The organism is Nocardia sp. NBC_01499 (genome assembly GCF_045040275.1).
GTDB lineage: Bacteria > Actinomycetota > Actinomycetes > Mycobacteriales > Mycobacteriaceae > Nocardia.
Map to the genome: position 1 here is coordinate 748,899 of NZ_CP109426.1, position 25,995 is coordinate 774,893.

The window sequence follows — 25,995 nt, forward strand, 5'->3', positions numbered from 1 at the left end:
GAGCGGGTTCAGCCGAATTGCATGGAGCGTTTGGCCAGGCCTTGCCAGAAGCCGTCGATCACGCTGCGCTGGGCGGCCAGGTCGGTGTCTGCCGCGCCGAGCGAAACGAACAGCGGCGCGAAGTGTTCGGTGCGCGGGTGTGCCAATTGCGCTGCGGGCGCCTTGTTTTCGAAGTCGAGGAGGGCATCGATATCGCCGGCGTCCAGCGCGCGCCGACCCCATTCGTCGAACTCGGCCATCACCGGATGCACCGAGCCGTCGGTGCTCAGTGCCCGCAGGTTGTGGGTGAAGAAACCGCTGCCGACGATCAGTACACCCTGCTCGCGCAGCGGTGCGAGCTTACGCCCGATCGCCAGCAGACCCGCCGGGTCCAGGGTCGGCATCGACATCTGCAGCACCGGCACGTCGGCGTCCGGATACATCTCCACCAGTGGCACGTACGCGCCGTGGTCGAGTCCTCGATCGGGCACGTCGTGCACCGACATGCCGGGTCCACGCAGCAGTTTGCGCACATCGTCGGCCAGTTCCGGCGCGCCAGGAGCCGGGTAGGTCACCCCGTAGTAGTGCTGCGGGAAGCCCCAGAAGTCGTAGACCAGCGGAACCGTGGTCGTCGCGCCGATGGCCAGCGGTGCGTCTTCCCAATGTGCCGAAATCATCAGCACCGCTTCGGGTTTCGGCAGCTCCGCCGACCATGCGGCCAGCTGGCCCGGCCAGATCGGATCGTCGGCAAGCGGCGGGGCACCGTGCGACAGGTAGACGACAGGCATCCGCATCGGGCCACTCCTTCCATGTAGTTCAAATTTGAACATCTACCTCGATGATAGGTTATTGTTCGAGTTTGAACAACCTGAAAGGGGTGCGCGGATGGCCGAGCCGCGATGGCTTGACGACGAAGAGATGCGCGCCTGGGAAGCATTCCTCGCCGCGACGGCACTGTTGAATCGGCGCATCGAACAGCAGCTCAAGGACGAGGCCCACCTGTCCCACACCCAGTACGAGGTGCTCGTCCGCCTGGCAAGGGCGCCGGGCAACGAACTCCGGATGACGGAACTCTCCGCAGCCCTGTTCACCTCCAAGAGCGGCCTGACCTACCAGATCGACCAACTGGCCAAGGCCGGATTCGTCCGCCGCAGTCCCTCCCCCGACGACCCCCGCGGCATCGTCGCAACCCTCACCCCCGCAGGCCGCCGTAAACTAGAGGCGGCAGCCCCCGGCCACGTCGCCCTGGTACGCGACCTACTGATCGACGTACTGACCCCCGCCCAGCGCAAGGCCATTGCCGACGGCCTCGGCGAAGTAGCGACCAGACTCCGCGGCATTTAGCTACCGAATCGTGCACTACGCCAAGGACTTACGGAGCCGACTCAGCGGTCGGCACCGGCGCACGATCCAACCATGCCGCGTACGCATCAAAGGTAAACGGACGACCGAGGAAGTCCGCCACCAAATCGGCGGCGTCCCGCGATCCGCCGGGAACGAGAATCAGATCGCGATATCGATGCGCCGCTGAGGGATCGAACAGGTCATCGCCATGGAAGGCCGAGAACAGATCCTTCGCGATGACCCGACTCCACGCATAGGTGTAATACGCGGAGGTATATTCGGCGAGGTGTCCGAACGAGGCCTGGAAATGGGTGCCGGGCAATTCCGCGATCAGGCCGTAGTGCTCCATCGCGTTCGAGACCGCCGCGGTGTGGTCGGCGGGACGGTCGCGGTGCAGCAGATACGACACCGCCGTGTGCGCGACCTGGGTCTGCACCAACATTCCCTTGCCGAAATCCGTCGCCACCCGCATCCGTCCCACCAGCCCGGCCGGGATACTCGCCCCGCTCTCATCGACCGCGAACCTGCCGAGGGTCGCAGCGTCCCACGCCCACTCCTCGAGCATCTGTGACGGCGCCTCGACAAAGTCCCACTCCGTAGCGACTCCGGAGAACCGTGCCCATTCCTGCCGGCCGCCGAGCACATGATGGATGAGGTGCCCGAATTCGTGGAACAGCGTGACAACGTCGCGGTGTTCCATCAGCCCGCGCGAGAAATTGCACACCAACACTCCCTCCGGCAATTGCCGGTCGGTAATCCCGCCGACGAGCTCGAATTGCGCGGCATGCTTGAATTTGCCTTCGCGCGGATGGAGGTCGAGATAGATCCGTCCACGCAGTTCACCTTCGGCGTAGACGTCGTAGGCGGTGACGTCCGCGTGCCAGAGCGGAACATCGACCGGCCGATACTCCAGCCCGAACAGCTGGCCGGTGACCTCGAGCAGACCGGCCCGCACCCGGGTGAAGTCGAAGTATCGGCGTACCTCCTTGGCATCGACGTCGTACTGTTCGCGCCGGATCAGCTGGGTGTAGTAACCGATCTCGGAGCGGTCGATGGTGGCGGCGGGGTCGTCCTCGCGGCGTCGCGCGATCATCGTGTCGAGGTCGCGTCGGCCCGCGGCCGCGGCGGCGGTCGAGATCCGTTCGATGAACTCGGCGATGGCGTCGCCGGTGCCGATCATCTTGACCTGTGCGTCGTAGTCGGGCCAGCTGTCGTAGCCGACCAGTTGGGCCTTCTCGTGTCGAAGGTCGAACATCTCGTGCAGGACAGCGTCATTCGCGGGCCAACCGCGGTTGTGGAACTCGATCGTGAGTCGGCGGCGGGCGTCGGCGTCTTCGGCGTAGGCATAGAACGGCCGGTAGTCGGGATAGTCCGTGGTGACCGTGACCAAGCCGTCCTCGGCGGGCGGATGCGCGGCGATGAAGTCGGCGGGCAGCCCCGCGAGCTGCTCGGGCGCGATCCGAATCGCGCGAACGTCATCCCGGATGGCGCGACCGAAGTCCTGCTCCAGCACGGTGAGTCGCTCCGAGATATCCCGCAACCGGGCCCGGGTCCGCTCATCTCGATCCACACCGCTGCGCCGGAAGTCGCGCAACACGTGGTCGCGCATGCGCAGAGCCACCTCATCAAGACCCGCCGGGTCGGTGGCCGCGACGACGTCATAGAGCGCACGATCGAGATCACGCTCAGACCTGACCCGATCCACCTGCTGGACCAGCTCGTCACCACGCCGACGCACGGCAAGCTCGGGGTGCACCTCGACGAACAACAAAGCCGCAGACTCAGCACCACGCAAAGCAATGTCGGCGTCGTTCCACAAGCCGAGCACGTCAGCGGTCTCGCGCCGGGTCCCGTCTTTGAGCCGCTCCACCGTCCGCGGCACGGCCCGCAATCTGCTCAACACGTAATCGGCAAGCCATTCGGACCAGTCAGCTGAGGGCAAAGCAAGTGGCTGCGGACTCATCCCACGACAGTAACCGCCGCCCTAACCCCAGTCATTCCACAACTTTCGGCAGTCCACCGGCCCTCTCACATGGCCTTTCTCGGCAAACACAGTAAGAAGCCGGATAGTTGCTGACGGGCAAATTAACAGCGTCTCCTGGCATGTCGTAAACACGTCAACACAGGTCCACCCTAGAATTCCAGCGTACGTCTGGGATTCGCTTGCGCGGTGCTGGTCGGTCCAGGCCGGGTTGTTTGCCGCGGTTGACAGCTGGGAGACCGCTCATGACCTTGCGTGCATATGACAGCGCGATCGGGCGTCGACTATCGGTGTGGCGGCGGTCGGTGGCGGTGGTCGCCGCGGCTTTGGCGCTGTCGGGGGTGCCGGTCGCGACGGCTGAGACGCGTGATGTGCCGGTGGGGCTGCCCGCGCTCGGGCTTGGTACGTCGTTGGCGTTTCCGGGGGCCGAGCATCAGGTTTCGGTGAATATCCCGGTGTTGCCGGGGCTGGTGCCGACGGCGATTGTCGGCACGATTCAACTTCCGCCGCATGTGGCGCGGGGGTCGTTGGAGGTGCATTCGGGTGAGCGGCTCATCGATCGGGTCGAGTTACCGTTGGTGCCGCGCGGGCCGATTCGGTTGTCGCTGGGCGGGGCCGAGGTTATCGATAACGCGATCTCGGTGACGGTGACCTCCTCGCTCATCTCCGAGGCTGGTGCGTGTGTAGTCGACTGGTTGGGGCGGCCGTTGACGATGATCGAGGCCGCCGTCGTCTACAGCGGCGAGGAGCAGCAGCCCGCGACGGTGGCGGACTTCCTGCCGCCGGTACTGCAGAAGCTGACGGTGTATCTGCCCGCCAACCCGAATCGGGTCGAGAGTGCCGCGGCGATGTCGCTGACCACCGCGGTGATCGCCCGGTACGGGAATCAGCAAGTGGCGGTGGATGTTCGGGCGGTACCGGCGGGCGGTTCGGTGCCCGATCATCCGCCGGGTTTCCTCGAACGACAAGTGGTCATCGGCGAATCCGCCGATCCGGGACTGCGTTTGACAGGCGGACCGACACCGGTGCTCACGATCAACGGCAATGACAAGACCCTGCCCGATCAGATGCGGCTGCTCGTCAGCGATGTGGCCAAGGTGGCGATCTCCTCGGCCGCGACGGCGGTGGCGTTGCCGCCCGCGCCCCAGATCGCGCCGGACAGTACAACATTGGGCGCGCTCGGTCAGACTCAGCTCAGCTCGACGTCGATCGGTCCGGTGCGCGTCGATGTGGGAATCGATCAGTCACGGCTGGGACGCCCGGTCAAGGATGTGCGAGTTCGGTTGCGCGGCAGCTACACCCCGCTGCCGGACACGTTGAACGGTCAGCTCACCGCGAGCGTTGGTGAAACCTATATCGACAGCTGGCCGGTGGACGGGTCGGGCCGGATCGATCGGTGGATCTCCATCCCGAATTCGAGCCTCGGTCGATTCACCACGCTCTCGCTGACCTTCCAGCAGGCGGGCCTCACCCACGGCTGCGGCCTGGAAGAGCCGCTGACGCTGACGATCGAACCGAGCAGCGAGGTGACCAGTGCCGCCGCCACGCCGCCGCTCCCCGGCGGCTTCGGCGCCCTGCCACAGGCGTTGCTTCCCGAGGTGCAGATCGGCTTGCGGACACCGGGTTTCGCGGACACGGTACGCGCGGTGACCATACTGACCGGATTGCAGCGCCTGACCACCATCCCGCTGCGCCCGGAACTCGTGACCTTCGACCAGGCGGTCGCGAGCAAGTCGCCAGCGGTACTGATCGCGGCGAACAGCGAAGTGCCGGAATCTATTACGCTCCCGCTGCGACAGACCGACGCGGGTCTGGCGTTGACCGGCGAGGACGGAAAGACGATCACCAGGATCACCACCGACCCGTCTACACCGTTCGCGTCGCTGCAAAGCACCTGGTCCGGTGGGCGCACAGTCGTCGTCGGCACATCGAGTGACACGCCTGAACACCTGGACCGCGTGCTCGGCTGGTTGAACGCCGATCTCAACCGTTGGTCACGACTACACGGCGCCGTGCTCTTCCAGGCCGGTGATCGACAGCCGGAGTTCCTCGACCCGGCCACCGCCGCTCCGACGGCGCAGGATAGTTCCGAAATGACCTCCCTGGCAAAGATTCTCACCGGAGCCGGTGCCGCCGTGGTACTGCTCGGGGTGTTGGCCGGGGTGGTCGTGCTGCTGCGGCGCGGCAGGCGGTAGATGTCCGTCGGCACGGCATCGCGCGGACACGTCCGCGGGACCGTCACCCGAATCGCGGCGCGGCTGGTGCTGATTCTGCTCGCCACCGCCGGCGCGTTCTGGAGTACCTGGGTTCGGCTGGTGCACGATACGTGGACCGGGTCGAGCATCGGGTTCGTGTTCGTGCTGCCGGTGCTCGCGATCTTCTCGGCAATCGGGCTTACCCTGCGCCGAGGGCCGGAGCTGCCCATTCATGACCGGCAGACCGATCTGATCGTCGGCGTGATCGGGCTCGGATTGTCCGCCTGCACACTGGGTTTGCTGACACCGCGTTATCGCTATCTGTACGAGATGTTGCACCTGGATCTGCTGGCGGCCTGGCTGTTCGTGGTCTCCGCGTGCGTCCTGCTGTTCGGCCTGCGCCCGGTCACTCGATACTGGCCGTGCTGGCTGCTGCTGCTTGCCGCCTTCCCGCCGCCGTACCGAGCGATGCGCGTTATCGTCGGCGGCGGCAGCGTCTCGGCCGGTGCGACGATGCTGCTTTTCGCCGCCTTCGCCGCGGCAATAGCGGTGGGCCGCACCAAAACCCGCGCCTGGGTCGGTGCGGGGCTCGCGTTCGCCGTTGGCGCCGTAGTGCTCGTTGTGCTGCGGCTCTGGTACCCGTCCGCGCGCGTGCTGGTCTATCAGGCGGTTCCGTCGGTGATCGCGGTGTTGGTCGTCACGGTGGTCATGTACGTGGACTGGCGTCGGCGGCGCGGGGTATCGCTCACACCGCTGGACCGCGAACTGGATCCCCTTACCGCACCGCAAGCGTGGGCCGCCGCGGCGACCGTGGCCGTCGCCGCGATCCTGATCATGATCATTCCGATTCCACCGGACTACGACCGCAGCTTTCCGATGATGCCCGGACTCGCTGTCGCACAGCCACATACCGTGCCGCCCGGCTGGAACCAGCTCAGCGAGCGGCAATACCCGTGGGCGCAGAACTACTTCGGCCATGACACCTCGATGACCAGGCAACTATTGCGCGCCAAGGAACATAATCCGCTGTGGGACAACGAGTCTCGCCGTCGCCGCCTCGTTGTGGACACGGTGCGCGCCAAGGATCAGTACGCGATCGATCGCTACCCGGAATTCGTCCTGTACAACATGCCGCAGCCCAGGATCAGCCCGCCGACCCGGATCGACCTCGGCCACGGCATCACCGCCCGGTTGAATACCGTACTCGACGATCGACGCCTGCTCAGCTGGACCTGGCTGACCTGGAATTGGAGCGGCACGGACGGTTCGGAGCGGATCAGCCTGATCGCGGCGGACAACCACGAATCCGACGCCACGTTCCCGCCGCCGCAGCCATCGATGCTCGGCATCTTCGAGAACTTCCTGCATCAGTTCCTGCGCGGGAAAGCCGTTGTCCTCGACTCCGAATCCGAGGACGTCGACTCCGACGCCGAGCACAAGGACCGGGACATGCTGCTGTCGGTCGCGCGGGCGATCGTGGCCGGAACCGAGGCCACGTGACGACCGCGCGCGGTCCGGAGCCAGGGTCGGCCAGCGCCCGCTCCCTGCATTCGGCCGTGCACGGGCTGCGCGAATCCGATCCGATGGCCTCGGCATCGGTGGCTTTCCTACCGTGGCAACGCAATACAGCGCTGGCACTGGTGTTGCTTGTCGCGGTGTGCGCCGTGTTCTTCCCGATGGGCACCTGCACCGTCCTCGTCGCCCTGTGCACCCTTGGCTATCTCACCGCCATGGGCGATCGGATCCTGATCTTCCAGCGCGGTATGGCCAGGGACGCGATCATGACCGTCAGCGACGAACGGGCACTGGCGCTGACCGACGCGGAACTGCCGCCGTACACGATTCTCGTTCCCGCATACGGCGAACCCGAGGTGGTCGGCGATCTGATCGGCGCGATGACCGCCCTCGACTATCCCAAGGACCGGCTGCAGGTGCTGCTGTTGCTGGAGGAGGACGACTCCCCCACCATCGACGCCGCCCGGCGCGCAGGCATCGGCACCCTGGACAGCGTCGAGCACGTCACCATTGTCCTTGTGCCGGAAGCACAGCCGCGCACCAAGCCCAAGGCGTGCAACTACGGATTGCATCAGGCCACCGGCGATATCGTCACCATCTACGACGCCGAGGACATCCCCGATCCGCTCCAATTGCGGCGCGTGGTCGCGGCTTTCGCCGACCTGCCACCGGAGGTGGTGTGCATTCAGGCCAAGCTCGCGTTCCACAACGGGCGGCAGAACCTGCTCACCGCCTGGTTCACCGCCGATTACGGCCTGTGGTTCGGCTTCCTGCTGCCTGGTCTCATGCGCAGCAAGGCGCCGATTCCGTTGGGCGGCACGTCGAATCACTTCAAGCGCGATGTGGTGACCGATATCGGCGCGTGGGATCCGTACAACGTCACCGAGGATGCCGACCTCGGCGTGCGCATCGCGGTGTCGGGCTACCGGACCGCCGTGATCGACTCGACCACCCTCGAAGAGGCGAATCCGGACCCGATCAACTGGGTGCGGCAGCGGTCCCGCTGGTACAAGGGCTACCTGCAGACCTGGCTCGTGCATACCCGGCGGCCGATCCGGTTGTGGCGCAGCATCGGCACGGTCAGCTTCATCCGGTTCACGCTGATCCTCGCGGGCACCCCGATCATCGCCTGTCTGAACCTGGTGTTCTGGTTCATCACGTTGTCCTGGATTCTCGGCCAGCCCGCGGTGATCGGCCAGCTCTTCCCCGCCGCCGTGTACTTTCCCTCGCTGATCGCGATGATCATCGGCAACGGGGCAACGATCTACATGAATCTGCTTGCCTGCCGGGAGAACAACCGCTCCGATCTACTGCTTGCCTGTCTGACGGTGCCGCTGTACTGGCTGCTGATGAGCATCGCGGCCGCCAAGGGTTGCTATCAGCTGGTGCGCAATCCGTCCTACTGGGAGAAGACCTTTCACGGCCTCGGCACCAAGGAGGCCACCGAGTGAGATCGCGCTGGATCTTCGCCGCGTCGACGCTGCTCTACCTGGCCGCTGGTACCTGGTTGAGCGCGGGCAATGGCTTCCTGATGGGTGACGCGCTCAGCCGGGTATCCGCCACCCAGGCAACGCTGTTCAGCCGGGATCCGCATCTGTCGGCGATCGGATTCGTCTTCACGCCACTGACTTCGCTGGCCCAGCTGCCGATGGTCGCACTCGCGCAATGGTTTCCTGGCATCACCGTCTGGGGGCTCTCGGGTGTGCTGATGTCGGCGCTGTTCATGGGCGGGGCGGTGGTGATGGTGTTCGGCATCGGCACCGATCGCGGCGCGCCGCTCTGGCTCAGCGGGGGCGTCGCGTTGCTGTTCGCGATCAACCCGATGGTGGTGTTCTACGGCGCGAACGGGATGAGCGAGGCACCGTTCCTGTTCTGCCTGTGCTGGGCGATGCGCAGGCTCCTGCGCTGGCTGCGCACCGATGACGCGAACGACCTGACGGCGTGCGGTATCGCGCTCGGGCTCGCCTACCTGACCCGATACGACGCGCTGGCACCGGCGGCGGCCGCTGGCGCACTGGTTTTCGTGGTCACCTACCGGCGCTGTCGAGGCGAGAACTTCCGATGGCATTGCGCCATCATGGATTTCATCCTGGTGGTGCTGCCGGTGGCGGCCGCGTTCGTGGTGTGGGCGGCCACCAGCTGGTTGATCACCGGACAGGCGTTCCAGCAGTTCAGCTCGCAGTACGGCAACGCCTCGATCCTGCAGCAGTCCAGCTCGTCGGCGACCGAAACGACTGCGGCGCTGGAGTATTCGACGGCAGCGACGCTGATTCTCGGGCCGGTGCTTCCGCTGCTCGTTCCGATCGTCGGCGCGCTCGCGGTGCGCAGGCGCGATCCGCAGGTCATCGTGCCGATCCTGCTGTGCGGTTCGGTGCTCGCGTTTCAGGCCTTCAGCTACGCGAGCGGGTCGACGTTCGCGTTCCTGCGGTTCTATGTGGCGGCGATACCGCTGGCCGCCGTTTTGGCTCTGCAAGTGGCGCCGGTGCGCGGATTTCCGCCGAGCCGCAGGCCAGGGCGGCACGCGACGACGGCGGCAACGGAATCGGACCGGACCTCGGGCAGACACCGTGTCCGAGCGGGCTTGGGTGCACCGGCGGTCGGGATGGCGCTGACCCTCGCGCTGCTGGCCGGGGCGATTCCGTTGACCGCGTGGGGGATGTCGAGTCATGCCATCTCCGTGCAGGAGTACTCGCTGGGGGCCGTGCTGTTCCCGGATCCGGACAACGCGTCCGAGCGCCGGGCCGATGAACGCCGGATCGCCGCGACATTCGCTACCGAGCGGCGACTCGCGAACTATCTGGACGCCATGGACCTGCCACGCGGTGCGGTGCTGATGGATACCGTCTACGGCTTCGCCGTCGTCGTCGCCTCGCACCGGCCCGACCAATTCGTCGTGCCCTCGGATCGCGATTTCGTCCGGGTCCTCAACCGGCCCGCCGAACGCGGCGTGAAATACATTCTGGCAGTGCCGAACAAGGGGCGCGGCACCTCGGACGCGGTGAATCGGCGCTACCCCACCATGTACGAGAACGGCGGCGGCATCGCGACATTGGCGCTTGACGTACCCAATGATGGTGCGGGCCAGCCGGAGTGGCGCGTCTACCGGGTGCTCGGGGCGGACTGAACGGTCAACCCACGGTGGTCCGCTCGGCAACCAGCGACCACAGCGGGTCACCGGGACCTACGTCGAAGGTGCACTGATCGGGTCGCGGATCGGGAACGAACGCCCAGATCAGCGCACCGGCCGAACCCGCGGCCCGCTGCGCGACGAACTTCGCGTCCAGGTGCGCGCGGCGGTCTTCGAGGCTGCCACAGGATCCGGCCTCTTCGCCGATCTCGGCCACCAGCAAGGGTTTTCCCAACTGCGCGGCCTGGCGCAGCCGAACTCCCAAGCCGTCCCACTGATCTCCCGGTAGCGAGTCACGGGTGTAGTCGTGGTACTCCACGACATCAACGCGAGGTGACGCGCTGACCGTCCGGAACTCGTCACCCTGGGTGCCGCACTGCCCGCCGCCCGCGAATCCGGCGAAGATCAACCGGTGCGGATCCAGTTCGCGCACAACGGCTCCCGCGTCATCCATGAATGTGCGCAGCACCGCCGCCGCGTCCGGTGGGCAGGTGCGGGCTGGCAGATCGCAGTGGTTTCCGGTGCAATTGCTCGGCTCCGGTTCGCCGACGAGTTCCCACCCGGCGAGGACCGGAACGCTCTTCCACCGATCGACGGCGGTCTTGGTCCAGTCACGGAAGCTCATCACCGACCGGCCGTGCACCGGGCTGAAGGTGGTCCAGCCGTTGACATACCACTGCCGCTGCTTGAACTGCTCATCCGCACAACCGCCATCCTGCGGCGAAAGCACCGGCAGCACGATCCGCCCGTACTTCTCGGCAGCGGTGAACACCGCGTCGGCCGCACTGAAGTCCACCGCGCCGGTCCGCTTGTTGATCGACAAGGCCTGGAAGAGGTTGAAGCGGGTCAACGAGTTGGCGGGTAGCGCACTGAAGTAACTGTCCAGGTCGGTCTGCGCACCGCACCCGAAGTTCACCGACCAGTTCGTCGCCAATTGCGGTGCGTTGAACCCCGCGGGCCACCACGGCGCGCCCCGCAGCCGCAGCCCCTGCGGCGAAGCCGTGACGACCGCCTCGGCCGCCGGACGCGCTGCCCGCGGCGGCCGTCCGTCCTTCGGCGCGAAGGGATTATCCGAACACCCACACACCCCTATCACCAGACCGACGACAGCCAACAGACCGGCGAGACGAGCCCTCTCGGCAGCCACCGCCCCGCCTAGCGCGCGAGCGCGGACTCGACTGTGAAACCCGGGCAATCCTGCGCATTACACGTGGTCACCGGCTTTACGCTACGCGAATCACCACGCCATCCACGCTCGACACGACGCCATAGACGCAGGCGGTAGTTGACGGAATACACGCACAACGGCCTCGCTGAACAGTCTCGGGACGACGATCAGCGCGTAGGTCGCAGGGGACCTACGCGCTGATCGAGCCGTTAGTGCTCGATGGGGTGCAGGGCGATCATTGTGCGGTCGGCGGCGTAGGTGAAGCGGTCGTTGTCGTGGGCGGTCAGCTGACCATCGGAGGTGATGGCGCCGGGGGTGTCGTTCCCGGCGGCGAACGGAATGTCCCATACCTGTTTGCCGGATTTCGGATCGATGGCCCATAGTCCGGTGGCGTCGGCAAGGACGACGACGTGTCCGTCCCATGCGGTCGGCGTGCCGGAGCGCTCGGTATCGACCTGCCAGAGGCGTTGTCCGGTGCGCATGTCCAGCCCAGTTGTATTGTGCGCCACGGCATCTCGGAGCAGAGCCACATCACCGAGGATCGCGGTCGCGGTGCCGGTGTCCGCGCTGACGAGATCGGGACTGTTCCACATCAGGTTTCCGGTGTGGCGGTCGTAGGCGCCGTCGGCGAGCAGGACCGGGATGGTGTCATCGGTCGGCCGATCGATCGAAAGGTTGTGGGCGGCTTGTTGATCGCTGGCGGCGAGTACCTGACCGGTGCGGTCGAGCACGTCGGTCCCGGTAACACGGTGGCCCGCGCAGTCGGTGTTGGTCCGCACGACCAACGCGCCGCTGGTTCCGGCGGCGCTGGAACATCCGCTCAGGCCCGCGGTCCAGGTCGGCGCACCCGTGCCGAGGTCGAATCCGGCGAGATGCGTACCGAGGGTGAGCAGGCCCTGCCCGTGCGACACGTCGAGTACGTCGGCGGCGAGATCGTCCCCGGTGGTGCCGATGGCGAACCCGCGGGACCAGTTCGCGTCGGGGTCGGCGAGGGTGCCGGAGTGCACGCGCACGTCGTCGGACTCGACATCGCCCTCGGCGAGGTAGAGGCGATTGTCGATGACCGCGAGTGCGAAGACCGTCCAGTTCGTTGGCGTCTGGGTGAGCTTTCCGCTCGCGATGTCGTAGCCGATGAGGGCGGGCGTCGCCGCAGACGGCGAGGTGAAGCAGACGAGTTGCCCAGCGATCGGCACGCGTGCGCAACCACCCAGATGGGCGGCGGGGGTGCGCCAGCGCACCGCGCCGGTCGCGGCGTCGATGCCGACCAGCATCGGATCCCCCAGCGACGCACCGCCATTCGAGACACCGATCGCCGCGACGAGGGTGTCGCCCGCATCAATGAATCCCGCACTGCCGCTGTCGTATTCGGTCCCCGCGGTGGGATCACGGAACTCCTCGGACGCGTGCCCCTGCGTGGCGGCGGCGACCGACCACGCGAGACCGGGGGCCGCGGCCGCCGTACCGGTGACCTTGCGCGGGCCGTCGTCAGGCTGCATCAGCACGACAACCGCTCCCGCACTGGTTATTACGGCAACCGCGGCGGCGATGATCAGGTTGCGCATGCCCGGAATCGACGCCATCATCGCACCTCGAGATCGGGGGTCATAGCGATCTCCTCCAGCTGTTCGATCGACAGGGGTTCGGTGGGATCGTCGGCGGTGGAGGCTACTTCCACCCGGGTGCCCGACCGTCTTGTCACCGTGACGGTGCGCTGGGTCTTCGGAATTGCCTGTGCCCCCGAGCCCGCTGAATACCGCGACTCCCGGTTCTCGACGACAGTCCCGTCCGGCAGCTGCCGAGACGTCACGCTCTCACCGTATCCGGCGGAAGTGGCCGACGCGTCAGGAAGGTGCTGTCCCACAGTGATCGCGACGCTCAGCCGCGACTGCCGCCCCGGCGTGGTCACCCGAACCACCTGGCACACCCCACTCGCCGCCGATTCCGGCGGTCGCAGTTGTCCGAGCGGCCGGTCCAGAGACAGGCCCTTCAGCGGGATTCGCGCCAGCACAGCGTCCAGCCGACGGGCAACACCCTCGTCGACCGTACCGGTCTTCTCAAAAACATTGCCGCACGATTCGGGCACGTCCAGGGTGCCGGGCGGCACCGGCGCGGTGACGCGGAGTCCAGGGGCGGTCGCCACGGCGGCGAGGTCATCGAGGGTCATCGGCACCGTGCCGGAGTGGTCCGCGGCATCGGTGCCATCGGTAGCGGCGGCCGTGACGGCGCTGCCGTCGAGCAGGTAGGCGCGGGCGGCGCGGGACAGGGTGCGAACCCCACCGATCTCGTACCAGGTGTCTTGGACATCGACGGTCGTACCATCGGCGAGGTGGCGGCGTTCGATGAGATCGCCTGCGACACACGGTGGCACCGGCACCGCGGATTGCCGTACCGATACCGAGAGTTTGCCCGCGCTGCCACCACGAAGCAGCGTGCCGCTCGCCCTGGTCCAGCCGTCGGGTCCGGGCTGATCGGCGGACTCGCCAGGAAAGGCGAGGATGGGCTGAAAGAGCAGCGACCGATCGACGGGCGCGAAGGCGATCTCGGCATCCTGCGGCAGCGCGTCGCGCAGCGCCTGCGACATCGCGACGGCCTTGGGACCGGAGAACCATGGATAGGCCGGGTTGTCATAGCTCAAGTCGGTTGTCGTCATCCGACTCGTCAGGCCACCCTTCGCGGGCGGTTCGACGACAGTGCAACCCGGGATCTGCACCGGAAACGCGACCGGCGGCGTGACATAGGAACGGCCGGGTGCCGTCGAGGTCGCGGTCGTCGATTCAGGTTCCCGATCGTGTAGCAGCGCGCTGACGATGACGCCGCCCGCGAAGATCGCCACACAAATCAAACCGACCGTCCACCCGGTAACAGCACGCGACGGCACGGTCGCGTTGTCATCCTTGCCGCTGTCCATGTGCCCCTTCTCTATCGGTGGGATTGCAAGCTGATGTCTACCAAACGCGGATAACGCCGATCAATCAGCACGGCGGTCGCACATCATACGAGCGCCGTTCCTAACGCCGATCCCTTGGGCACCATTTCGGTTCCTGGCGCGCGCGATGTTCGGCAGGGTACTCGCGCTCGCCGACGAAACCCGTTCGGCTGCGGCCTGTTTCGCCCCCTCGCGCATCAGCGTCCGAGAACTCCGGCAATTCGCCCTAACTGGATATAACCTGCCAAAGCAAGACCCCATATTCGACGTCATTGCCGAGCAATCGATTTCAAGCATCCGAAATGAAATCTCGGTGTACCGTTTGCCCGAAACGTCCTGCTGAGTTTCGAAAGGAACTCAGCGGGCGATGCGAGCATAGGCTCGCCTAGCTTTACTGGTAGTTGGGCAGGGAATTACGATGGCGGACAACGGCGTCGACCATTCAGCAGCAAATCGGCAGTTGCCCGGCGCGCGGATTGCCGCCGATGCACGACTCGCCCTCGACGGTGGAAATCCCGTTCGACAGGAACCCTGGCCGACCTACGATCGCGGTGCGGTGTGCGTCCACCCCGACGACGAGCAGGCGGCGCTGCGCGCGATCCGCAGCCATCTCTACTTCCGCTACGACTGCCGTCCCGCGGACGAGACCGAGTGCGGCCAGTTCGAGGCGGAGTTGTGCCGTTACTTCGACTGTGAACACGCGCTGGCCACTTCGAGCGGAACCACCGCGCTTGCCTTGGCCATCATGGCGGCCGGTATCGAACCAGGAAGCCTGATCGCCTGTCCCGGTTTCACTTTCGCCGCTACCCCGAGCGCCATCATGCTCGCCGGATGTACGCCGTTCCTGGTCGATATCGACGAGAACCTGCACCTGGACGTGGCCGACCTGCGCAGCCGATGGACCCCGCAGGTCAAGGCGATCATGGTGGTGCACATGCGCGGCTTCGCCGCGGACATGGCCGCGCTGATCCGCTTCGCCGACGAAATGGGTGTCCCGGTATTCGAGGACGCGGTCCCGGCGCTCGGCGCGGAGCTGGACGGTCGCAAACTCGGCACCTTCGGGCTGGCCGGTGCGTTCAGCACCCAGTCGGACAAGGCACTCAACAGCGGCGAGGGTGGGTTCCTGCTCACCGACGACAGTGCCCTATTCGCCCGTGCCACCGTACTTTCCGGTGCTTACGAGGGGCGGCTGCGACGGCATTTCCCGAATGGTGACCCGCCGATCGCCACCGATCTGGACCTGCCGCTGCTCAGTTTCCGGATGGATGAGATCAGGGCCGCGCTGCTGCGGGCCGAGCTCGACCGGTTGCCGGTCCGCTTGGCCGCCTTCCGGCGCAACTACGACTACGTCGCGTCCGCACTGGCCGATATCGCCGGGATCCATATCCGGCGGCCGGTCGCGCCCGGTGCCTACCTCGGCGAGGCGTTCATCTTCCTGGTTCCCACCGGCGGCGCGGAATGGTTCGCGCGGGCGCTCTGCCACGAGGGCATCGAGGCACGCAACCTGGGCTCGGACGCCGACCGCAACATCCGGGCCTTCTGGAATTGGCGGTTCATGTTTCGCGGGATGGAGACCTCGGCCATCAAGGAGCTGCTGCCGAACGCGACGCGTTACCTCCAACGGGCAGTGGACATTCCGCTGTCATCGACACTGTCGCTCGCGGACTGCGACCAGCTCGTCGCGGCGGTGCGCAAGATCATCGGCGCACTCGCCCAAGCCCCGGCTGTCATCGATGAAGGTTCCGCACGGGCCGGGCTGCGATGACAGCCCCGTCCGAAACCGGTGCGATCCCACGCTTAGCGCTTGCCGGAGTGTTCGGCGGACTGTTCTGCGGATACCTCGGTCTGTCCGCCGCGATCCCGGTGCTACCGGCCTACGTCAGGGATCAGTTCGGTGCGGGCGATCTCTGGGTGGGACTCGCGGTCACCGCCACCGCGCTCACCGCGCTGCTCACCCGACCCCTCTTCGGCGGACTGGCGGACCGATACGGACATCGCTCCGTCATGCGGTTCGGCGCGCTCGCCATCGCGGCGGGCGGGCTGCTCTACTTCCTTCCGGTCGGTTTGACCGGTCTGATCGCGGTGCGCCTGCTGGTCGGCGTCGGCGAGGCCGCGCTGTTCACGGCTGGCGCGGTCTGGACCGTCACGCTCGCGCCGCACAACCGTCGCGGGCAGGTGATCGGGCTCTACGGCGTCGCCATGTGGGGCGGCATCTCGCTTGGCACCGCGCTCGGTGCGGTCTTGCGGCACTTCGGCATTGACGCGGTGTGGGCCTGCTGCGCCGTTGTGCCGCTCGTCGGCCTCGCTTTGATCAGCATCGTGCCGCCGCAGCCGCACGTGGAGCCGTCCGGCGGCGGGCGCGGACTGCTGTTGCGGCCCGCCGTGCTGCCAGGTCTCGGGCTCGCACTGGGTGCCGCGGGCTATGTCGGTCTTGCCGCGTTCGTCATCCGCGATCTGCAGGTGCGCGGAATCGACTCCGGCGTCATCGTTTTGAGCACCTTCAGCGCGGTGTACGCGGGCACCCGCTTGTTCATCGGACACCTGCCGGACAAACTCGGCCCGCGCCGCGTCGCATCCTGGTGTGGCGCAGGCGAAGCCGCGGGTCTGCTGATCATCGCCTGGGCGCCGAACCTACCGGTGGCGGTGCTCGGGGCCGTGGTCATGGGCGTCGGATTCTCGCTGCTGCATCCGTCTTTGGCCTTGATGGTCATGAACAAGACCGAAAGTGCCAAGCAGGGAGCCGCGCTCGGCGCCTACACGTCCTTCTGGGACCTCGGCCTGTTCGTCTGGGGCCCGGCGACCGGCGCGATCGCGACCGGATTCGGCTACCCGGCCGTTTTCGTGGTCGGCGCGGGCTGCGCGGTGGCGGCCTCGGTGCTGGCCATGGCTATCCCGCAATCGGTGACCACGAGCTGAGAAGACTGATGACGAATACCCCATTGGGCAATGACGCCCCACTGAAGGTCCTGTGTATCACCGGCTGGTGTCGCAACGGCAGCACCATCATCGGCAACATCCTCAACGAGATCCCCGGCTTCTTTCACGTCGGCGAGCTGCACTTCCTGTGGAAGAACGCGGCGGGTCGCGGCGTGAACGAGGATTGTGGCTGCGGGCGAAAGCTAGTCGACTGTCCAGTCTGGTCGATGATCCTGCCGGTGGGGCAACCCGCGGGAAGCACCCTCGCCGAACACGCCGACGCGGTGATCCGGCGGCAGCTCGGCAGCGTCCGGACCAGGCACACCTGGCGGGTGCTCAGGGGTCTGCGCGGCGAGCAGGTCCGCGCGCATGCCGCGCTGATGACCGAGGTCTATCAGGCCATCGCGAAGCGCGGCGAGGCGCGGGTGATCGTCGATACCACGAAGATTCCCGGCGAAGCGGCGCTGCTCGCGCACCTCGACGGCATCACTCCGTACTACGTCCATCTGGTGCGCGATCCCCGCGCGGTGGCCCAATCATGGAGCACGCCAAAGGAATACGTGTATGCCCTGGGGCCAGGCAAGAGCACCGGCTACTGGACCGGGTTCAACCTCGCCTCGCACGCAATCACTCGGCGTTATCCGGAACGGTCGATGTTCCTGCGGTATGAGGAGTTCATCGCCGATCCGGCGGGCACGATCGATCGGCTGCTTCGGCTGTGCGAAACCGATCCGGCGGCCAACCCGGTCGACGATCGAACTGTCGAGTTGCATACCAATCACACGGTCACCGGGAATCCGGATCGTTTCCGCACCGGGGCCACCGTTATCCGTCCGACCGACGATTCGTGGCGGGCCAAGCTGCCGAAATCTGCCAGGCGGATCGTCGCGGCACTGTCTTGGCCGCTCGCACGTCGGTACGGATACCGGTTCGGCACAACGGATTCGGACGGAAGGGGCTAGTCGAGTGGATCTGGGTCTCACGAACAAGGTCGCGTTGGTTACCGGCGGATCGAGCGGCATCGGCCTGGCCGTCGCCACGGAGTTGGCCGCCGAGGGCGCGCATGTCGCCATCGGTGCGCGCGACGCCGGACGGTTGGCGGCGGCGGAGCGGGCCGTCAAAGAGGTTGCGCGGGGCCGTGTTCACGCCACGAGCGTTGACATCACCGACAGTGCGGCCGCCCGTCGCTGGATCGACGAGGTCGCCACCGAGTTCGGTGGGCTGCACATCGTTGTGATCAGCGGCGGCACTCCGCCGACCGGCAACGCGGCGGCTTTCGAGGTGTCGGATTATCGGGCAGCGGTCGACGGGGTGCTGATACCGGCGGTCGATGTGACGCTGGCCGCGTTGCCCTATCTGCGGAACGCGCGATGGGGCCGGGTGGTGTTCGTGGCCTCCGAGACGGCGAGCGTTCCTATCAGCGGCCTCGCGATGTCAGGGGTGACCCGCGCGGCCATCGTGCGCTTCGCGCAGTCCCTCGCCGCCGAGGTCGGCCGCGATGGCGTGACGGTCAACGTGCTCGCGCCGAGCGCGACCCGCACTCCCCTGCTGGAACGCGTTGTGGCGCAACGCTCTACCGACGGGCCGACCGAGGCGCAGTTCGACGCGATGGGCAGGCATACGGCGGTGGGGCGAATCGCCCGCCCGGAGGAGATGGCCGCTGTGGCCGCCTTCCTGGCGAGCGAGCGGGCGTCCTATCTCACCGGCACGGTCCAGTTGGTCGACGGTGGCGCGAGCGTGCTCGGACCGACCTCGTCGCACCTGCCCTGGGAAGCCAACGGCCAGGACTGAACAGCACTGCTCTCGGCACCGTTGCCGATGACATGGAAGGAATCATCACATGCTGAAAACCGAAGGCATCAAAGAGACGCTGGCGCAGGTCGTCGCGGATCGCAAGCAGGAGCTTTCGCCGGGGCGGATGTTCGTCGAGGCCTGCGCGAAGGACGGACTCGACGCGGCGGTCGAATACGACGTGACCATCACCGACTCGCTTACCAGCTCGCGCCGCAAACCGCGCTACCCCGCGCGCAATGTGCTCAAAGCCATTGACCTGTCCCGTGATCCGCGCAAGTTCTACTGGCACGAGAGCGCGCCCACCGAGGCAGACGCGCCGATCGACGGCGCCGACGTTCGCCGGGAACTGGCCAGCCGGTTCCACAAGTCGCCGATCCCGGAACTGTTCACCACCACCGCCTGGGTTCAGGTGCCACCCCAAATGTGGGAGGACCCAGAGACTTTCGAGTCGTTCATCAACTATCGGCTGATCGTCCGGCTCTGCACCGCCGAGAACCATACGATCATCAGCGGCGAGGGCGGGCTGCTGAACATCCCGGGGATCGCACGGATAACCGACCCCGGCCCCTTCGCCTCCACAATCCTGTGGGCCTGCAACGAAGTCGAGCAGATGGGCGGCACCGCGGACGGTCTGATCATCAACCCGGTCGACTACTACCGGGCTATGGGCACCAGCCGCCTGATGGATGACCTCGAACAGAACGGCGTGTTCATTTGCCGCACCCGTCTGGTCGAACCGGGGAGTGCCATCGTCGGCGACTTCGGCCACGGCGCACAGCTTTTCGATGCGGGACGTTCGGTGATCCGCTTCGCCGAGCCGCCGCCGGGGACGTTCTCCGAACCGGGCGCGGCGGTCATGGCGGAGATCTACGAGCGGGTCGTCGTCAATCTGCCGACCAACTTCTTCGTCGTCACCGTGTAGTCGCCGGTCGTGACGAGTCAAGAGGCGGCGCCCGTGCGCGACGACCCGGATGTGGTGGTCATCGGCGGCGGGGTCGCCGGTTTGTTCTGCGCCTATTACCTGCGCCGCGGTGGGGCTTCGGTCACCGTGCTCGAGCGTGGTGCGCTCGGTGGGACGCAGTCGTGTTCCTATGGGAATACAGGTTTCGTTGGCACGCACGGTGCCGCGCCGCTGGCGGAACCCGGCATGCGTTCGCTGCGGGCGCTCGCCATGCTGAGTGTGGACGCGCCGTTCTATGTAAAGCTGCGTGCGGATCGCGAATTACTGCGCTGGCTAATCCATTTCGGGCGCGCCTGCTCCCCCGCTGCTGCCGCGGCCGGGTTCCGTGCGCTGGTCGGGATGAAGAAGCGCAGCCTCGCATTGCTCCTTGAGTTGTGTCAATTGCCCAGTATTGCAGCCACTTTCGAGTCGCCCGGCATTGTGCTGACCTACAAGACCGCGCAGGGCTTCGCGGATGCGCGTCGAGCCGTATCGCGAACCGTCGCAAGCGGAATACCGTTGCGCGTCCTCGGCCCCGGGGAACTCGACGAGCTAGAACCGAAGACTCGGTTCGATATCCATGGCGCGCTGTACAACCCGGAGGGTGCCTATCTGCACGTTCCGGAGTTCGTCGTCGAATTCGGGCGGGTCCTGCGGGATATGGGCGTCGAGATCCGCGAAAACACCGACGTGATCGGCTTCGAAATCACAGCGCGACAGATAGATCGGCTGCGCACAACGCACGGCGACCTTCGTCCCCGTGACGTGGTCGTCGCCGCGGGCGCGTGGTCCACCGAATGCGCACGCATGGCGGGGATCGGCCTGACACTGCAACCGATCAAGGGCTACAGCGTCACCATGGATATGCCGCCCAGCGGTCCCAGTCGGCCGGTGTTGCTGAGCGAGGGCCGAATGGCGATGGTTCCGCTGGGTGATCGCCTGCGCATCGGCGGGCGGCTCGAACTGACCGGGATGAGCAACACGGTCTCCCAGCGCCGCGTGCAGGGAATGCTGCGCACGGTTCGCGACTACCTCCCCGAACTGGAAGAGACGCAAACCCACGAGACATGGAGTGGGTTGCGGCCATGCACGCCCGACGGCGTGCCGCTGATCGGTCGCACCGGACTGCGCAACCTCCTGGTCGCGGTCGGGTACGGACACATCGGCATGGGGCTCGCACCGGCCGGTGGTGAACTCGTCAGCCAAATCCTGGCGGGCCAACAGCCGACCACTGACCCGACCCCACTGCGGCCGGACCGATTCGGCAGCATCCTCTCGACAAGGCAGTAACAGTGTTCGAACAACTAAATGCCAAGGGCGACAACACAATCGGCGTACTCTGCCTGGACACCCAATTCACCAAGATCCCCGGCCATATCCGCAACCGGACGACCTTCGACTTCCCCGTCATCTACCAGGTAGTGCACGGCGCGACCCCGCAGCGGATGGTCACCGAGGCCGATCCGACCCTGCTCGATCCGTTCATCATCGCCGCCAAAGAACTGGAAGCCCAAGGGGCAGCGGCGATTACCAGCGGCTGCGGCTTTCTCGTCATCTTCCAGCAGCAGCTGGCCGACGCCGTGCAGATCCCGCTGTACAGCTCGAGCCTCATCCAATTGCCGATGGTGCACCGCATGATCGCCGCCGACCGCAAGGTCGGTCTGCTCGTCGCCAAGCAGGCCGCCCTCACCAGACGGCATCTAGCGGCGATCGGCGGCGAATCGATCCCCCTCTGCATCGCCGGAATGGATGCTCAGCCGGAGTTCCGCGAGGTCATCCTCGAGGGACGCCGGAACGAGCTCGACGCCGAATTACTCGGCCAGGAGGTGCTGTACGAGATCGACCAGCTGGCCGTGGCCAACCCCGACTTGGGCGCACTGATCATCGAATGCACCGATCTCGTCCCCTATGGCCACGCCATCCAACAGCGTCTCGGCATCCCCGTCTTCGACATAGTCACCCTCACCGAAATGGTCCACCGAAGCTTGAGCCACCGACCCTTCCCCCGCTGAAACCTACACTGCACCAAGCCGGTTCAGCCCAGTGATGCGCTTGCCGCCCGCAGCTCCTCCAGTGCCGCGAGGGCGTACCCGGCAAGCTCGTCCTTGGCGTCGCGGTCGCCCTCGGACCATTCCGCGTACCCCCGTTTGAAGGCGAGGAGGCCGAGTTCGCCCGCGAGAGCCGCAGTCGGCGCGGGTACGCCGCGGGCGACCAGAGCGGTTGTCATCGCGGCCGCGAGGCTGACGCTCTTGAGTGCGTCACGCTCCTGAAGTTCGGCGCTGGACGCGATGGCCGCCTTCAGGCGCGGGGCAAGCTCGCGATTCATAGGACCCATCGTGCTCGCGGCGCGTTCGAGTCCGGCGGCGACCGCCTCGAGCGGGCTCGCGTCATCGGGCGCCTCGGCGATGCCCTCGGCCAGCAGTCGGCTCAATGTCTCCTGCCCGGCCACCAGCAGCTCGCGCTTATCCGGAAAGTGCCGGAAGAACGTGCTTTTGGTGACCCCGGCGCGCTCGGCGATCTCCGCGACCGTCGTCGCGTCGTACCCCTGCTCGCTGAACAGGTCGACCGCGGCCACGACGAGACGTTCGCGCGCCCCTGGTTCCCACCTAGCCATGAGCCCATCATAAGCGACGGGACTTTTATCCCGTCACTCTGCTAATGTGATGGGACAAGAGTCGCATCACTTGAGGAGAGTCCCATGCGTGTTTTTGTTACCGGCGGCACCGGCCTGATCGGGTCCGCCGTGGTCGCCGAGCTTCTCGGCAACGGCCACACCGTCCTCACGCTCGCCCGCTCCGACGCGTCCGCGCGCGCCGCCGAGGCCGCCGGCGCCGAGCCGCTGCGGGGAGCACTCGTCGATCTGGACATCCTGCGGGCGGGTGCCGCCCAGGCCGACGGGGTAGTTCACCTGGCCTTCACCAACGACTTCAGCAGCCCCGATGCCGTCGCGAAAGCAGTCGCCGAGGAAAGTACCGCCATCGCGACCCTCGGCGAGGCACTCATCGGCAGCGACCGCCCCTTGGTCACCGTCTCGGGCACACCCGCCACCCCGGGCCGCGCCTCCACCGAGGCCGACCCGCTATCGACCGCCGGTCTCGTCGGCGGCCGCGCTCGCGCCGTCACCGCGGTCCTCGGCTTGGCCTCACGCGGCGTCCGAAGCTCCGCCATCCGCCTGCCGCGCACGGTCCACAACGAAGGCGCAGGCGGATTCGCCGGTGTACTGACCACCATCGCCCGCCAATCCGGAGTCTCCGGCTACCCCGGCGACGGCACCCAACGGTGGCCCGCCGTCCACGCCCTCGACGCCGCAACCCTCTTCCGCCTCGCCCTGGAACAGGCACAACCCGGAACCTCCTGGCACGCCGTAGCCGACGAGGGCGACAAGGTCCGCGACATCGCCACCGTCATCGGCCAACAACTGAACCTCCCCGTCTCGTCGGTGCCAGAAGAAACCTACGGCCCCCTCGGCCCGATATTCGCCTCCGATCAGCCCTCCTCAAGCACCCACACCCGCCAGACCCTCGGCTGGGAACCCAAGCACCCAAGCCTCTTAGAAGACCTGGCGAACATCCAGCCCTGACCAGGGAGTATCACAGCCGCTGCCGACACACCACACCTTGGCCAACAACTTCCGAAACACCCTGCTGGACAAACGATCACGGGGAACTGACGTAACTCGCTTCTCGAACAATGCCGCCGTCAGTTCCCCGTGATCGTCCGACCAACACCAGTCGGTGCCGGAGCGCACCTACGGTCTCCCCCTGAAGAGCTGGTCCGCCGAGCCCTTGACGATCTCGAAGCAGTCCGTCACGGGTAAGGACTGTCCCCTTGGTCGAACATCGCCTCGACCTCGTAATACGGCTTCCCGCTGTCGGTCTCGTGCTCTTCCGCGCTGGTCCACCCCGCCCGGCGACCACACTTTCCGCAGTAGAAGTCCGCAGTACATCTAGGTAAAGCCATTCGTGCAGGCTAACCGAGATGTCCTGTTGGACAAGCGATCAGGGGGAACTGATGTAACTCGCTTCTCGGACAAAGCCGCCGCCAGTTCCCCATGATCGTCCGACCAACACCGGTAACAGGGTCCGGGCGTTCGTCGGTCCGGGAGCGGGCTGTGCTAGGTCATCAGGCCGCTTTGGTAGGCGAGGACTACGGCTTGGGTGCGGTCGCGGGAGGTGGTTTTGGCGATGATGTGGGCTACGTGGGTTCGGGTGGTTGCTTCGCTGATGAAGAGTTCGGTGCTGATTTCGGTGTTGGAGTGGCCTAAAGCCATGAGGGTCAGGACTTCTCGTTCTCTGGCGGTCAGGGTGGAAAGGGTGGTGGGGGCGGCGATGGCTCGGGGGCCGGCGCGGCGGAGGGCGCCGAGGACGCTGGTGATGATGGCTGGGTCCAGCCAGCCGTCGCCCGCGGCGCAGTGGCGGATCGCTTGGGCGAGGTCGGCGGGGGCGGCGTGTTTGAGGAGGAAGCCGCTGGCGCCTGCGGCCAGTGCTTCTTGGACGGCGGTGTCTTCGTGGAAGGTGGTGAGCATGAGGACTGCTGGTGGGTCGGGGGTGGCGGTGATCGCTCTGGTCGCTTCGATGCCGTTCATGATCGGCATTCGCAGGTCCATCAGGACTACTTGGGGTACAAGGGTTTTCACGGCGTCGATGGCGGCGGCGCCGTCGCCGACCTCGCCGATCACCTCGATGTCTGGTGTCGCGCCGAGTAGCATGACGCAGCCTGCGCGCACGAGCGCCTCGTCTTCGGCGACGAGCACGGTGATCGTCACGGCGCCTCTATCGTTGGGTGAGCGGGCAGGGTGGCGCGGACGCACCAGCCGTCGTCGTCCGGTCCCCCGGACAGCTCGCCGCCCAGTGCGTCGAGGCGTTCCCGCAGGCCGCGCAGCCCGGTGCCGGACGAGAGTCCCGCCGCAACTGGCGTCGCGCGGCCGCCGGAGCTGCGGACGGTGAGGTCGAGAGCGCTTTCGCTCCAGGCGATTCCGAGCGTGACCGTCGCGCCTCGGCCCGCGTGTTTGGTGACATTGGTCAGCGACTCCTGAACGATCCGGTAGGCCGCGAGGTCGGCGTCGGGCGGTAGCGGCCGCGCGGTGCCGGTGATGTCAGTGCGCACGGATAACCCTGCGCGGCGGGCGGATTCGAGCAATTGATCGACATCGGCAAGCCGGACCGCGGGCGCGTCGGCGGGGTCGGTCGAACGCAATAGCCCGAGCATGGAGTGAAGTTCCGTCATCGCTCGAGCGCCAGCCTGTTCGATGACCTCGAGTGCCTGTCGCACCCGGGCATCGTCGCCGGTGGAGAGCGCGCGGGCGGCGCCAGCGTGCAGGATCATGCCAGCCACCGCGCCGGTGACGCTGTCGTGCAATTCGTGCGCGAGGCGCAATCGTTGTGCGGCGAGGGCCTTTTCGGCGTCCGCGGCGAGCCGCTCCCGCTCGGCACGCGCATGCTGTTCACGGGCGTGGGCCAACCTGCCGAGGCCCCAGGCGATGGACAGGAAGATCGACCACGCGACGGCGGCGGCGAGAAAACCGCGCAGCTGGGATTCGGGTGAATCGGCCTGCGCGAATCGGTAGCTGAACAGACCGAGCGGCAGGGCAGACGCGACGAGGACGAGCCGGGCGCTGGGTGCGGGTACGCGACTCGCCACCACATAGCACGCCACAAGCAGGTAGGTAACCGGATAGTACTGCGGGACAACCAGATTAATGCTGGTGTAGATCCATACCAACCCCCACACCCCCAGCGGGAACCGGTGCCGCAGCAGCAGCGCCACACACAGGCCGCTGGCCAGCGCGGGCACCACCCACAGCGGCAGTGTTCCGCCGCCGATCATGTGCCGCTCGCCGCGCCAGAAGGCCAGATCCACGGCGCCGGTGACGAGTACAAGTGCCACGTCGGCGACTTGACGAAGTAGCACATGCGACCGCCGCGCCCCCGCGACCGGCGGATCAGGTCCGCCAGCCCGCCCAGTCGGCCCCGCGACGACGGCTGGGCCGCCGCGATTGTCTCGGCCCATCGATATCCGCCGCGTCATGAGCAGCAGTTTCCCACGAATCGGGTCGGCGAGTCGGCTGTTCAACCCGCTCTCACCTGGCGAGATAGCCGACTGCGTGACGG

22 protein-coding genes are annotated in these 25,995 nt (G+C 66.6%); 13 read left to right on the forward strand and 9 right to left on the reverse strand.

All coding sequences use genetic code 11. The annotated features are described in order from the left end of the window. Positions 1-8: 8 nt before the first annotated feature. Entirely contained in the window at positions 9-767 is a 759-nt protein-coding gene (locus OG203_RS03470) for a dioxygenase (RefSeq protein ID WP_405167762.1), read from the reverse strand. A gap of 97 nt (positions 768-864) precedes the next feature. On the opposite strand from OG203_RS03470, the gene OG203_RS03475 reads away from it, so the two are divergent. Continuing rightward, positions 865-1,323 carry a MarR family winged helix-turn-helix transcriptional regulator gene (locus OG203_RS03475; protein ID WP_405164193.1) on the forward strand — a complete coding sequence of 153 codons (459 nt, stop codon included), beginning with the start codon at positions 865-867 and terminating at the stop codon, positions 1,321-1,323. Between the two features lie 28 nt (positions 1,324-1,351). Here OG203_RS03475 and OG203_RS03480 read toward each other — a convergent pair whose 3' ends face one another. Further along, complete coding sequence (locus tag OG203_RS03480; RefSeq protein WP_405164194.1) at positions 1,352-3,286, reverse strand: M3 family metallopeptidase; 1,935 nt, start codon at positions 3,284-3,286, stop codon at positions 1,352-1,354. A 263-nt stretch (positions 3,287-3,549) separates the two neighbouring features. On the opposite strand from OG203_RS03480, the gene OG203_RS03485 reads away from it, so the two are divergent. Genes OG203_RS03485 through OG203_RS03500 form a run of 4 tightly spaced genes read left to right on the forward strand, consistent with a single transcriptional unit; the run spans position 3,550 to position 10,138 of the window. Next, a complete protein-coding gene (locus tag OG203_RS03485) occupies positions 3,550-5,499 on the forward strand; it encodes a hypothetical protein (protein WP_405164195.1) in 1,950 nt (649 codons plus the stop codon). Next, positions 5,500-6,999, forward strand: a complete 1,500-nt coding sequence (locus tag OG203_RS03490; protein WP_405164196.1) for a hypothetical protein — start codon at positions 5,500-5,502, stop codon at positions 6,997-6,999. After that, entirely contained in the window at positions 6,996-8,465 is a 1,470-nt protein-coding gene (locus OG203_RS03495; protein WP_405164197.1) for a glycosyltransferase, read from the forward strand. Before OG203_RS03490 ends, OG203_RS03495 begins: the two co-directional genes overlap by 4 nt. After that, entirely contained in the window at positions 8,462-10,138 is a 1,677-nt protein-coding gene (locus tag OG203_RS03500; RefSeq protein WP_405164198.1) for an ArnT family glycosyltransferase, read from the forward strand. Before OG203_RS03495 ends, OG203_RS03500 begins: the two co-directional genes overlap by 4 nt. Before the next feature lie 4 nt (positions 10,139-10,142). On the opposite strand, the gene OG203_RS03505 is transcribed toward OG203_RS03500, so the two are convergent. From OG203_RS03505 to OG203_RS03515, 3 genes are all read right to left on the reverse strand, one after another. Next, complete coding sequence (locus OG203_RS03505) at positions 10,143-11,228, reverse strand: beta-mannosidase (RefSeq protein WP_405167763.1); 1,086 nt, start codon at positions 11,226-11,228, stop codon at positions 10,143-10,145. Between the two features lie 290 nt (positions 11,229-11,518). After that, positions 11,519-12,889, reverse strand: a complete 1,371-nt coding sequence (locus OG203_RS03510) for a PQQ-binding-like beta-propeller repeat protein (RefSeq protein WP_405164199.1) — start codon at positions 12,887-12,889, stop codon at positions 11,519-11,521. Continuing rightward, on the reverse strand, positions 12,889-14,217 hold the full coding sequence (locus tag OG203_RS03515; RefSeq protein WP_405164200.1) for a hypothetical protein: 1,329 nt from the start codon (positions 14,215-14,217) through the stop codon (positions 12,889-12,891). The genes OG203_RS03510 and OG203_RS03515 overlap by 1 nt, the downstream gene beginning before the upstream one ends. Before the next feature lie 436 nt (positions 14,218-14,653). Between OG203_RS03515 and OG203_RS03520 the strand changes: the two genes are divergently transcribed. The 7 genes from OG203_RS03520 to OG203_RS03550 are packed head-to-tail and all read left to right on the forward strand — an operon-like array spanning position 14,654 to position 21,897. Beyond that, on the forward strand, positions 14,654-16,000 hold the full coding sequence (locus tag OG203_RS03520; protein WP_405164201.1) for a DegT/DnrJ/EryC1/StrS family aminotransferase: 1,347 nt from the start codon (positions 14,654-14,656) through the stop codon (positions 15,998-16,000). Beyond that, positions 15,997-17,151, forward strand: coding sequence for an MFS transporter (locus OG203_RS03525; RefSeq protein WP_405164202.1), 1,155 nt, complete (start codon positions 15,997-15,999; stop codon positions 17,149-17,151). Before OG203_RS03520 ends, OG203_RS03525 begins: the two co-directional genes overlap by 4 nt. 8 nt (positions 17,152-17,159) lie before the next feature. Further along, entirely contained in the window at positions 17,160-18,113 is a 954-nt protein-coding gene (locus OG203_RS03530; protein WP_405164203.1) for a sulfotransferase, read from the forward strand. A 4-nt stretch (positions 18,114-18,117) separates the two neighbouring features. Beyond that, on the forward strand, positions 18,118-18,942 hold the full coding sequence (locus OG203_RS03535; protein ID WP_405164204.1) for an SDR family NAD(P)-dependent oxidoreductase: 825 nt from the start codon (positions 18,118-18,120) through the stop codon (positions 18,940-18,942). A gap of 49 nt (positions 18,943-18,991) precedes the next feature. Further along, a complete protein-coding gene (locus OG203_RS03540; RefSeq protein ID WP_405164205.1) occupies positions 18,992-19,867 on the forward strand; it encodes a family 3 encapsulin nanocompartment shell protein in 876 nt (291 codons plus the stop codon). Positions 19,868-19,876: 9 nt separating this feature from the next. Beyond that, positions 19,877-21,175, forward strand: a complete 1,299-nt coding sequence (locus tag OG203_RS03545) for an NAD(P)/FAD-dependent oxidoreductase (RefSeq protein WP_405164206.1) — start codon at positions 19,877-19,879, stop codon at positions 21,173-21,175. Positions 21,176-21,177: 2 nt separating this feature from the next. Continuing rightward, positions 21,178-21,897, forward strand: a complete 720-nt coding sequence (locus tag OG203_RS03550; protein WP_405164207.1) for an aspartate/glutamate racemase family protein — start codon at positions 21,178-21,180, stop codon at positions 21,895-21,897. Positions 21,898-21,920: 23 nt separating this feature from the next. On the opposite strand, the gene OG203_RS03555 is transcribed toward OG203_RS03550, so the two are convergent. Continuing rightward, the gene (locus tag OG203_RS03555) at positions 21,921-22,499 is read right to left on the reverse strand and encodes a TetR/AcrR family transcriptional regulator (protein WP_405164208.1); all 579 of its coding nucleotides are present in this window, start codon (positions 22,497-22,499) and stop codon (positions 21,921-21,923) included. A gap of 84 nt (positions 22,500-22,583) precedes the next feature. Here OG203_RS03555 and OG203_RS03560 point away from each other — a divergent pair, with 84 nt between their 5' ends. Next, the gene (locus OG203_RS03560; RefSeq protein ID WP_405164209.1) at positions 22,584-23,465 is read left to right on the forward strand and encodes an SDR family oxidoreductase; all 882 of its coding nucleotides are present in this window, start codon (positions 22,584-22,586) and stop codon (positions 23,463-23,465) included. Positions 23,466-23,692: 227 nt separating this feature from the next. Here OG203_RS03560 and OG203_RS03565 read toward each other — a convergent pair whose 3' ends face one another. The 3 genes from OG203_RS03565 to OG203_RS03575 all read right to left on the reverse strand — a co-directional run bounded on the left by OG203_RS03565 (position 23,693) and on the right by OG203_RS03575 (position 25,771). Beyond that, a complete protein-coding gene (locus OG203_RS03565; protein ID WP_405164210.1) occupies positions 23,693-23,845 on the reverse strand; it encodes a hypothetical protein in 153 nt (50 codons plus the stop codon). 154 nt (positions 23,846-23,999) lie between these two features. Beyond that, positions 24,000-24,650, reverse strand: a complete 651-nt coding sequence (locus tag OG203_RS03570; protein WP_405164211.1) for a response regulator — start codon at positions 24,648-24,650, stop codon at positions 24,000-24,002. Beyond that, complete coding sequence (locus tag OG203_RS03575) at positions 24,647-25,771, reverse strand: sensor histidine kinase (RefSeq protein ID WP_405164212.1); 1,125 nt, start codon at positions 25,769-25,771, stop codon at positions 24,647-24,649. The genes OG203_RS03570 and OG203_RS03575 overlap by 4 nt, the downstream gene beginning before the upstream one ends. Positions 25,772-25,995: the final 224 nt, after the last annotated feature.

Bases quoted from the DNA above. Each gene is read 5' to 3' on its own strand.
- OG203_RS03470 (WP_405167762.1), bottom strand. From the start codon at position 767: ATGCCTGTCGTCTACCTGTCGCACGGTGCCCCGCCGCTTGCCGACGAT.
- OG203_RS03475 (WP_405164193.1), top strand. From the start codon at position 865: ATGGCCGAGCCGCGATGGCTTGACGACGAAGAGATGCGCGCCTGGGAA.
- OG203_RS03480 (WP_405164194.1), bottom strand. From the start codon at position 3,286: ATGAGTCCGCAGCCACTTGCTTTGCCCTCAGCTGACTGGTCCGAATGG.
- OG203_RS03485 (WP_405164195.1), top strand. From the start codon at position 3,550: ATGACCTTGCGTGCATATGACAGCGCGATCGGGCGTCGACTATCGGTG.
- OG203_RS03490 (WP_405164196.1), top strand. From the start codon at position 5,500: ATGTCCGTCGGCACGGCATCGCGCGGACACGTCCGCGGGACCGTCACC.
- OG203_RS03510 (WP_405164199.1), bottom strand. From the start codon at position 12,889: ATGGCGTCGATTCCGGGCATGCGCAACCTGATCATCGCCGCCGCGGTT.
- OG203_RS03515 (WP_405164200.1), bottom strand. From the start codon at position 14,217: ATGGACAGCGGCAAGGATGACAACGCGACCGTGCCGTCGCGTGCTGTT.
- OG203_RS03520 (WP_405164201.1), top strand. From the start codon at position 14,654: ATGGCGGACAACGGCGTCGACCATTCAGCAGCAAATCGGCAGTTGCCC.
- OG203_RS03525 (WP_405164202.1), top strand. From the start codon at position 15,997: ATGACAGCCCCGTCCGAAACCGGTGCGATCCCACGCTTAGCGCTTGCC.
- OG203_RS03530 (WP_405164203.1), top strand. From the start codon at position 17,160: ATGACGAATACCCCATTGGGCAATGACGCCCCACTGAAGGTCCTGTGT.
- OG203_RS03540 (WP_405164205.1), top strand. From the start codon at position 18,992: ATGCTGAAAACCGAAGGCATCAAAGAGACGCTGGCGCAGGTCGTCGCG.
- OG203_RS03555 (WP_405164208.1), bottom strand. From the start codon at position 22,499: ATGGCTAGGTGGGAACCAGGGGCGCGCGAACGTCTCGTCGTGGCCGCG.
- OG203_RS03560 (WP_405164209.1), top strand. From the start codon at position 22,584: ATGCGTGTTTTTGTTACCGGCGGCACCGGCCTGATCGGGTCCGCCGTG.
- OG203_RS03565 (WP_405164210.1), bottom strand. From the start codon at position 23,845: ATGGCTTTACCTAGATGTACTGCGGACTTCTACTGCGGAAAGTGTGGT.